Origin of the sequence: Fructilactobacillus sanfranciscensis DSM 20451 (assembly GCF_001436035.1) — a bacterium.
GTDB lineage: Bacteria > Bacillota > Bacilli > Lactobacillales > Lactobacillaceae > Fructilactobacillus > Fructilactobacillus sanfranciscensis.
In genome coordinates this window covers 1-6,740 of the sequence record NZ_AYYM01000034.1, presented here as the reverse complement: position 1 = coordinate 6,740, position 6,740 = coordinate 1, and the positions used below count along the sequence as shown (strand labels likewise).

7 protein-coding genes are annotated in these 6,740 nt (G+C 33.1%); 2 read left to right on the top strand and 5 right to left on the bottom strand.

Annotated features, from left to right (window positions below; translation table 11 throughout):
• The 5 genes from FD36_RS05980 to FD36_RS05960 all read right to left on the bottom strand — a co-directional run.
• The coding region (locus tag FD36_RS05980; RefSeq protein ID WP_156402042.1) for a LysM peptidoglycan-binding domain-containing protein at positions 1-344 on the bottom strand (344 nt) is incomplete at its 3' end.
• A 316-nt stretch (positions 345-660) separates the two neighbouring features.
• The gene (gene nhaC, locus FD36_RS05975; protein WP_014081581.1) at positions 661-2,043 is read right to left on the bottom strand and encodes a Na+/H+ antiporter NhaC; all 1,383 of its coding nucleotides are present in this window, start codon (positions 2,041-2,043) and stop codon (positions 661-663) included.
• Positions 2,036-2,371, bottom strand: coding sequence for a thioredoxin (gene trxA / locus FD36_RS05970; RefSeq protein WP_014081580.1), 336 nt, complete (start codon positions 2,369-2,371; stop codon positions 2,036-2,038). Before trxA ends, nhaC begins: the two co-directional genes overlap by 8 nt.
• A gap of 2 nt (positions 2,372-2,373) precedes the next feature.
• A complete protein-coding gene (locus FD36_RS05965; protein WP_014081579.1) occupies positions 2,374-3,114 on the bottom strand; it encodes a TerC family protein in 741 nt (246 codons plus the stop codon).
• A 13-nt stretch (positions 3,115-3,127) separates the two neighbouring features.
• Entirely contained in the window at positions 3,128-3,772 is a 645-nt protein-coding gene (locus FD36_RS05960; RefSeq protein WP_056958764.1) for a glycoside hydrolase family 73 protein, read from the bottom strand.
• Between the two features lie 155 nt (positions 3,773-3,927).
• Here FD36_RS05960 and FD36_RS05955 point away from each other — a divergent pair, with 155 nt between their 5' ends.
• Complete coding sequence (locus tag FD36_RS05955; RefSeq protein ID WP_056958762.1) at positions 3,928-4,851, top strand: magnesium transporter CorA family protein; 924 nt, start codon at positions 3,928-3,930, stop codon at positions 4,849-4,851.
• A gap of 37 nt (positions 4,852-4,888) precedes the next feature.
• A partial coding sequence (locus tag FD36_RS05950) for a hypothetical protein (RefSeq protein WP_156402041.1) occupies positions 4,889-6,740 on the top strand: 1,852 nt, incomplete at its 3' end.

Here is a 6,740-nt window from a genome sequence, read left to right as displayed (position 1 = left end):
GCAGCAACTGAACTTGTGTTTGCAGCACTAGCAGTTGTTTGAGTGCTAGCATTGTTTGAATTTGTGTTTACAGGAGCTTTGGCACTATTCTTATCAATTTTAACGTGTCCCTTACCATCAAATACAAATACTTCACCAACATAAATGGTATTAATGTCTTTTCCTTTATTAGCTTTTTGAATTTTCTTTTGTGACACATGGTATTGTTGTGAAAGACCACTGATAGTGTCTCCATTTTGAACCGTATGTTTAACTTTTGTATTGGCATCAACATTTGCTGTAACAGCAAACATAATTCCAACTGAAATTGCAGCCATTACTGCGATTGATTTAGTGAACTTCATATAGAAATTTCTCCTCGTATGTATCGAATATTAGATTCTTCATCTAGAATTTATTAGTGATATGTATCAACTAACTTTATTTAGGGTATCGATAACATGTTGCATTTACATTACATAAATGTTACTCAGACCGATCTCATTGTAATATAGAAACATTGTTGAAATACTAATCATAATTAATGTTGAAAATGCCGTTTTTATCGTTAAGTAATATTACAAAATGTAATATTTAAACACCAATCATGCTAAACAAATTTAATTTTTAATAAAAAAATCGAAAAACCACGGTTAAATGGTCTTTCGATTAAATAAATTTTCATTTTTGATTTAACCTTTTCATTCCAATTCCAGTAAACCCACTTAAAATTGAAAAAACGGGACAAAGTAAACTAAAGAAGACAAACGGTAAATAATGAAGCGTTGGAACATTTAAAGTGTTAGCCACAAAGACTCCAGCAACTCCCCAAGGAACTAAATAATTAATCACAGCTCCCCCATCTTCTAAAGTTCGTCCCAAAGCTTCCGGTGCTAAGCCGGCCTTTTGATAATCAGCTTTAAACGCCGTTCCTGGAAGAATAATTGAAAGATATTGTTCTCCAATAAAAATATTCACACCAATGGCAGCTAAAACCGTACTTAAAACTAACATTCCAGTTGACTTAATATGAGACGAAAATCGGTCCATAACAACGTTAATCACACCCAAATTAATCAATAAACCACCGAGTGCCAACGCAATAATGATCAAAGTCATCGTCCCCATCATCGAACTAATGCCACCCCGATTCAAAATTTGATTAATTTCGGGATTAGTTGTATTAATTTTAAAACCATTTTGCATCACATCCGCAATCTTAGTAAATGAATAATGATGCTTAGGATTAACCAAAATTATAATAATACTAACTAATATGTTTATAAATAATGTCGGAATTGTAGGAATCTTAGTCCACGCACAGATTAGTAATAATAATACTGGAATTAACATCCAAATAGAAATCGTAAAATTATTCATCAAAACGCGAGAAGTGCTAGTTATTTTAGTTAAACTAGCAGCATGATGATTACCCCCGATAATAGAAAACAGTACTAATGAAATAACAAACGCGGGAACCGTTGACCACATCATGTTTTTAATGTGATTATACAAATCATCTCCAGCAATTGCAGAAGCTAAGTTGGTTGTGGCAGACAATGGTGACATTTTATCGCTAAATACTGCTCCAGAAACTACCGCTCCAGCAATCATTGCCGGATTGATTCCCATCGTAATCCCAATTCCCATTGCTGCAATTCCAACAGTGGAAATAATTGTAAAAGCACTCCCAATAAAACATCCCACAAAAGCACACATTAAAAAGACAGATGGCAAAAACCAGCGAATGCTAAGGATATGAAAACCATAGACCATTAAAGTGGGAATTACGCCTGCCATAATCCATACACCAATTAATGAACCAATTAATAGGAAGATAAATAAAGGAATAATTCCGTTTTTAACCCCCATCACAAAACTATCATTGATGTCATCCCAACTAAAGCCACGCAATTTTCCCCAAAAAATCAGTAATAAAATCACCATCAAAATGGGAACGACTGGAGTTAAATGTAATTCAATAATGCCAATTCCCATAATAACTAACATCAGTAATAAAATGACAATGGCTTCCCATAGTTTGGGCTTTACTTCTTTAGCCATTACTATTCTCCACTTCTTCTAATTTACGGTTTAGATAGTGGGTTAGTTTTTCAATTGGATAAACTCCAGTTACCTTTTCTACTCCTTTGCCATTCTTAAATAAAACAAAGGTTGGCATCCCATAAACAGAATATTCTTTAGCAATCTCCTGTTGGTTATCAACATTGACTTTTGCAAATTTAACTTTACCCGCAAACTGTTGTTCAAGTTTGTCTAAGATAGGATCCATAATCTTACAAGGTCCACACCAAGGGGCCCAAAAATCAACGATTGTCATTGGTCCTTGGACTTCTGCTTTAAAATTTTCACTATTTAAATTAACTGCCATAATTACCTTTTCTTTCTAATAAAATGAATAATGATGGTAACGATAATTGCTAGAACTACAAAAACTCCAAATAAAGCCGATGGAATTTCGATATCAATTGCTGGAATGGAAAGTAAGAGTTTTACCCCAATCACAAACACTAGCACATATGCCATCGTTTTTAATTCAGGAACTTTTTTCATTAATAACATTACAAATTCAGCAATACCACGCATGGCTAGAATCCCAACCATTCCTCCAATTAAAACTACGACTGGATTCGATGAAACCGCTAAGGAAGCTAAAACTGAATCCACTGAAAAAAGGATATCCATCATTTCGATTTGAAAAACGATCCACCAGAAAAATTTCCGACTGTTTGGATTTCCCTTTTCTTTAATTGGTCTTTTAGAGTTTTGTTTGCCAACTCCAGGCAAAAAATATTTAACCGCTAGATAAATAAGATAAACAGCCCCAATAACCTTAATTTCCCAAAAATGGATTAAATAAACTCCAACGCCAATTACTAAAAAGCGAAAGAGATATGCTCCCCATAACCCATAGAAAAGCGATTCTTCTTGAAGTTTCTTAGTTGGCAAAACTTGAGTTTGGGTTGCCAATACAATCGCATTATCGACTGACATAACACATTCTAAAATCACTAATGAAAAAATAATTAACCAGTCATTGCCAGATGTGATTACAGTTTTCCAGTTGTTTAAATCAAAAAATGGTCCATAAAGTTGTTCGATTAATGAAAACAATCAAAATTCCCCCTTAGTTGTTAATTGCTTCTTTGTCATATTTAGCAAGTTTGTGTGTTTCAATTACTTTGATTAATTTTTTGGCATAATCTGGATCAGTTGCATAAGTGTTCTTTTGCAATAATTTAGCTTGTTCCTTATAACTGGTCATTCCTGATTTATGCAAGAATTTTTCGTAAAGTGCTTCACTATGATCTTCAATCGCCGTTTGCAAATCAGGGTATTTTCTAAATTGGGCTACTTGAGTAACATGTTTCCCATTGATATATTCACCAGTATCATATGAAATAGATTCACCTTCATAAGTTCCCTTAATTCCAAATGGATTATAAGCATTAGTGTAAAGTTTTGATTTACCCCAATCAGATTCCAAAATTGCTTGAGCAGTTACGATACTAGGCAAAACTTGTTTATTTTTCTTATACAACGCAACTGACGGACCGGAAACTTGTTTAATAAACTTACGGTGTTGTTTCAAAACTGGATCATGAGCTTCTTGATACGCTTTTTCTGATTTGATTAAATTTTGTTGGTTAATGTGTTGACGAATTTTGTAGGTTCCATACAACAAACCCACTGTTCCAAAAACAATTACGAACGCAATGATTGGATACCAAATACTGTTACCATTCTCATTCGTTTTAATTTTAAATTTCATTTTAAGCACCCCTTTAATATTTTTATTATACCCTATCGAATTTAATTTTTGCTTAATATCTTGTTTCAACAAATACGAATTTAAAATTATATTCTAAACTTTTTTCGTAAGTTATAATATAATTAACAACATTGCTACAAAGGGAGGCAGTTGCGTTGATTAAAAAAGAAAAAATTAACCAAAACATCGAATGGATCCAAGTAACTGACTGTCTGCCAGTCGAAAAACAAACCTTAAAAGATAAATATCATTTAACTGCAGAAATGCTTTACTACGTACTTGATCATCACGAACGTCCTCGGATGGAGTATTATGATGACGAACAATTACTTTTAATTATCTTTGACGTTGCTGAACCGTCACGTTTTAGTGGTGATATTTCAGCTGAACCAATTGGTTTAATTATGGCTGGAGACCGTTTATTCACTTTCACCGCAAATCAAACCAACTTTGTTAATCAACTACTACGTGGAATCATTGATAAATTACCTGATGTAAATCGTGATACAATCTCAACTCTTGATATTGTTTTCAAAACACTCTACCAACTCGCAATCCAATACTTTGATTACATCAATAACATCAATAGTGTTCGGACTAAAATCCAACGGAACTTGCGTGGTAAAACAAGAAAGAGTGCGATTAACCAACTTTTGAATTTGCAGACAGACCTAGTTTATTTTTTAACTTCACTTTCAGCTAATAATGATATGTTAACGATGGTGAAAAGAAGACTGGGTAAAACTCTTTCTGATGACGATAATGATGCTTTAGATGACGTCATTGTCGAAATTCAACAAGGTTTATCAATGGCGCAAATGGCTAATCAAGCCGCCCGACAAGTTGCTGGTGCTTATTCAAACTTACTTGATAGTAACTTGAACAGTACGATGAAATTTTTAACGGTCTTTTCGATTGTACTTACCGTTCCAAACATCGTCTTTGGTTTTTATGGAGAAAACGTTAATCTTCCGTTCATGAACCATGCGATGGCTTGGCAATTAACCATTTTAATCAGTTTTATTCTGATTGTAATTGTTTTATTAATTATGCGTTTTAGTGATTTTTTCAACCGTTAAACTACACTTCCCTTTACATTCGTAAGGGAAATTTTTTATGCAAAAATTTAAAGCATTTGTTACAAAACACTGGATTATTTTATATTTAATTGGTGGTTGCATCACTTGTCTTGCATTAGTTATGCTGCCTAACCTCAGTAACTTAGCCATACAATCAATTACACCAGTTTCTGAACTAACCCAAAATACAAATAAAATAACCAAAAATTGGGGTAACCACTTAAATAATGCAACTCCAGTCTCAATTACATACTCTGTTCCAACCGAATTTTCACCAAGTCAAAAATTACGACTAGAGAATAAAGAACGCTTTTTTATCGAACATAAAGCTAACTTAAAACTTTACAAGATTAGCAGCATGCATACTAATCCACATGCCGAGCATGACTTTAATGGTAGAAATTGGCGAAAATTAATCATTTGGATACCCAAAAGCCTTGTTAATCAACCACTTTATCAAGCACAAACTCGTCATTTCTGTGCCTTGTCTGGAATTAAGACTCAATGGAATAATCCGGTCAACGAACGTTATCAAAAATTTGTTAGCCAATGGTATCAACAAAAAATCATCTGTATCTGGATTTTGCTGATCAGTTTCATTTGCTTGCTAACTTTAACATCACTAACAAAAGCCTGCCTATTAAGCTTAGCAAATTTTGAACTAAATATTGTTACACTAAGTTTGTCGGCTAAATTAATTAAACCATTTTTCTTTTATACCCCGTTAATTGTCTGCCTAGTATGTTCTCTACTAACAATTACATTCGTGCTTTTTACTAATCAACCAAAATGGTTAGCCAAATTGCGTAATCCGATGCGTGATTGGCATCCGCTAATTACAATATTGTTAATCATTAGCTTGATTTTCCCACTTTTAACTAATTGTAAAATCAGCTTGCAGCAACCACAACCCCATCAAACCATTACCGTTTATTTAAATAGTAAAAAAAGTTTGTTAAAATCGAAAACTTTAATCGACTTAGATCATTTAACTAAAGTAATTAAATCGTTGCCTAACGTTAGTCAAGTTGCTTCTTTGACCCAACCTGCTGGTCATGAAATTAATAAATATCAATTGGGCAATCAATTAGATGAAATTAAGCAAAACTTAGTCACAAATCAAAAACGCACTCACAAATTGGTCCACGAATTTAAAAAATCAATCAACAATAAAAATATTCCAACCGACCTCCAAGTGCAAACTGAACAACTTAAACAACTTCAAACAAAAACAGAAATAGATGAAGGGTTAACTAAACTAGTTAAAGAACAATCAGACACTAATACAGACATCACAAAACACTTTAAACAACAAACCGCTGCATTAAGTAATACCCAAACTCAATTAACTGAAATTAATGCGGATGACGAACTTCATTTACTCTCGCAGATGCAAAAACAAACTCAACATCAATTCAATTTAAATAAAACTGATGCCCTTGATTCTGATTTTAGCCAAACCTGTTTCAATTTTAATAATGAATCTCAAACGGCAACTAGAATTGACATTACTTTACGAAATGGAAAGTTAGGCCAACTGCCCAGACTAATTAAACATCAGTTAAGCGACACTGATTTTTCTAACAACATTGGAATAAGTGGAACTCCAGTTTCAGAAGCTACTCAGCAACAAAATTTTAAACATCAACTACCAATTTTGTTACTGTTATTGAGTTTGTTATTATTAATCAGCAATAGTCTTCGTTTCAAATCAATTGGTTTTGGCATTATCACAATTATCTTAGCTTCGATATCTGCAGTTGCTAGTTTAGGGATGTTAAATTACCTTACTAATTATCAATTCACTCCTACTACCGGCTTTCTTTTTCTAATATTAATCTTTATTTTGACTATTTTACCTAGTTCTAAAAACACAATCTTATTCTACC

Bases quoted from the DNA above. Each gene is read 5' to 3' on its own strand.
- nhaC (WP_014081581.1), bottom strand. From the start codon at position 2,043: ATGGCTAAAGAAGTAAAGCCCAAACTATGGGAAGCCATTGTCATTTTA.
- trxA (WP_014081580.1), bottom strand. From the start codon at position 2,371: ATGGCAGTTAATTTAAATAGTGAAAATTTTAAAGCAGAAGTCCAAGGA.
- FD36_RS05960 (WP_056958764.1), bottom strand. From the start codon at position 3,772: ATGAAATTTAAAATTAAAACGAATGAGAATGGTAACAGTATTTGGTAT.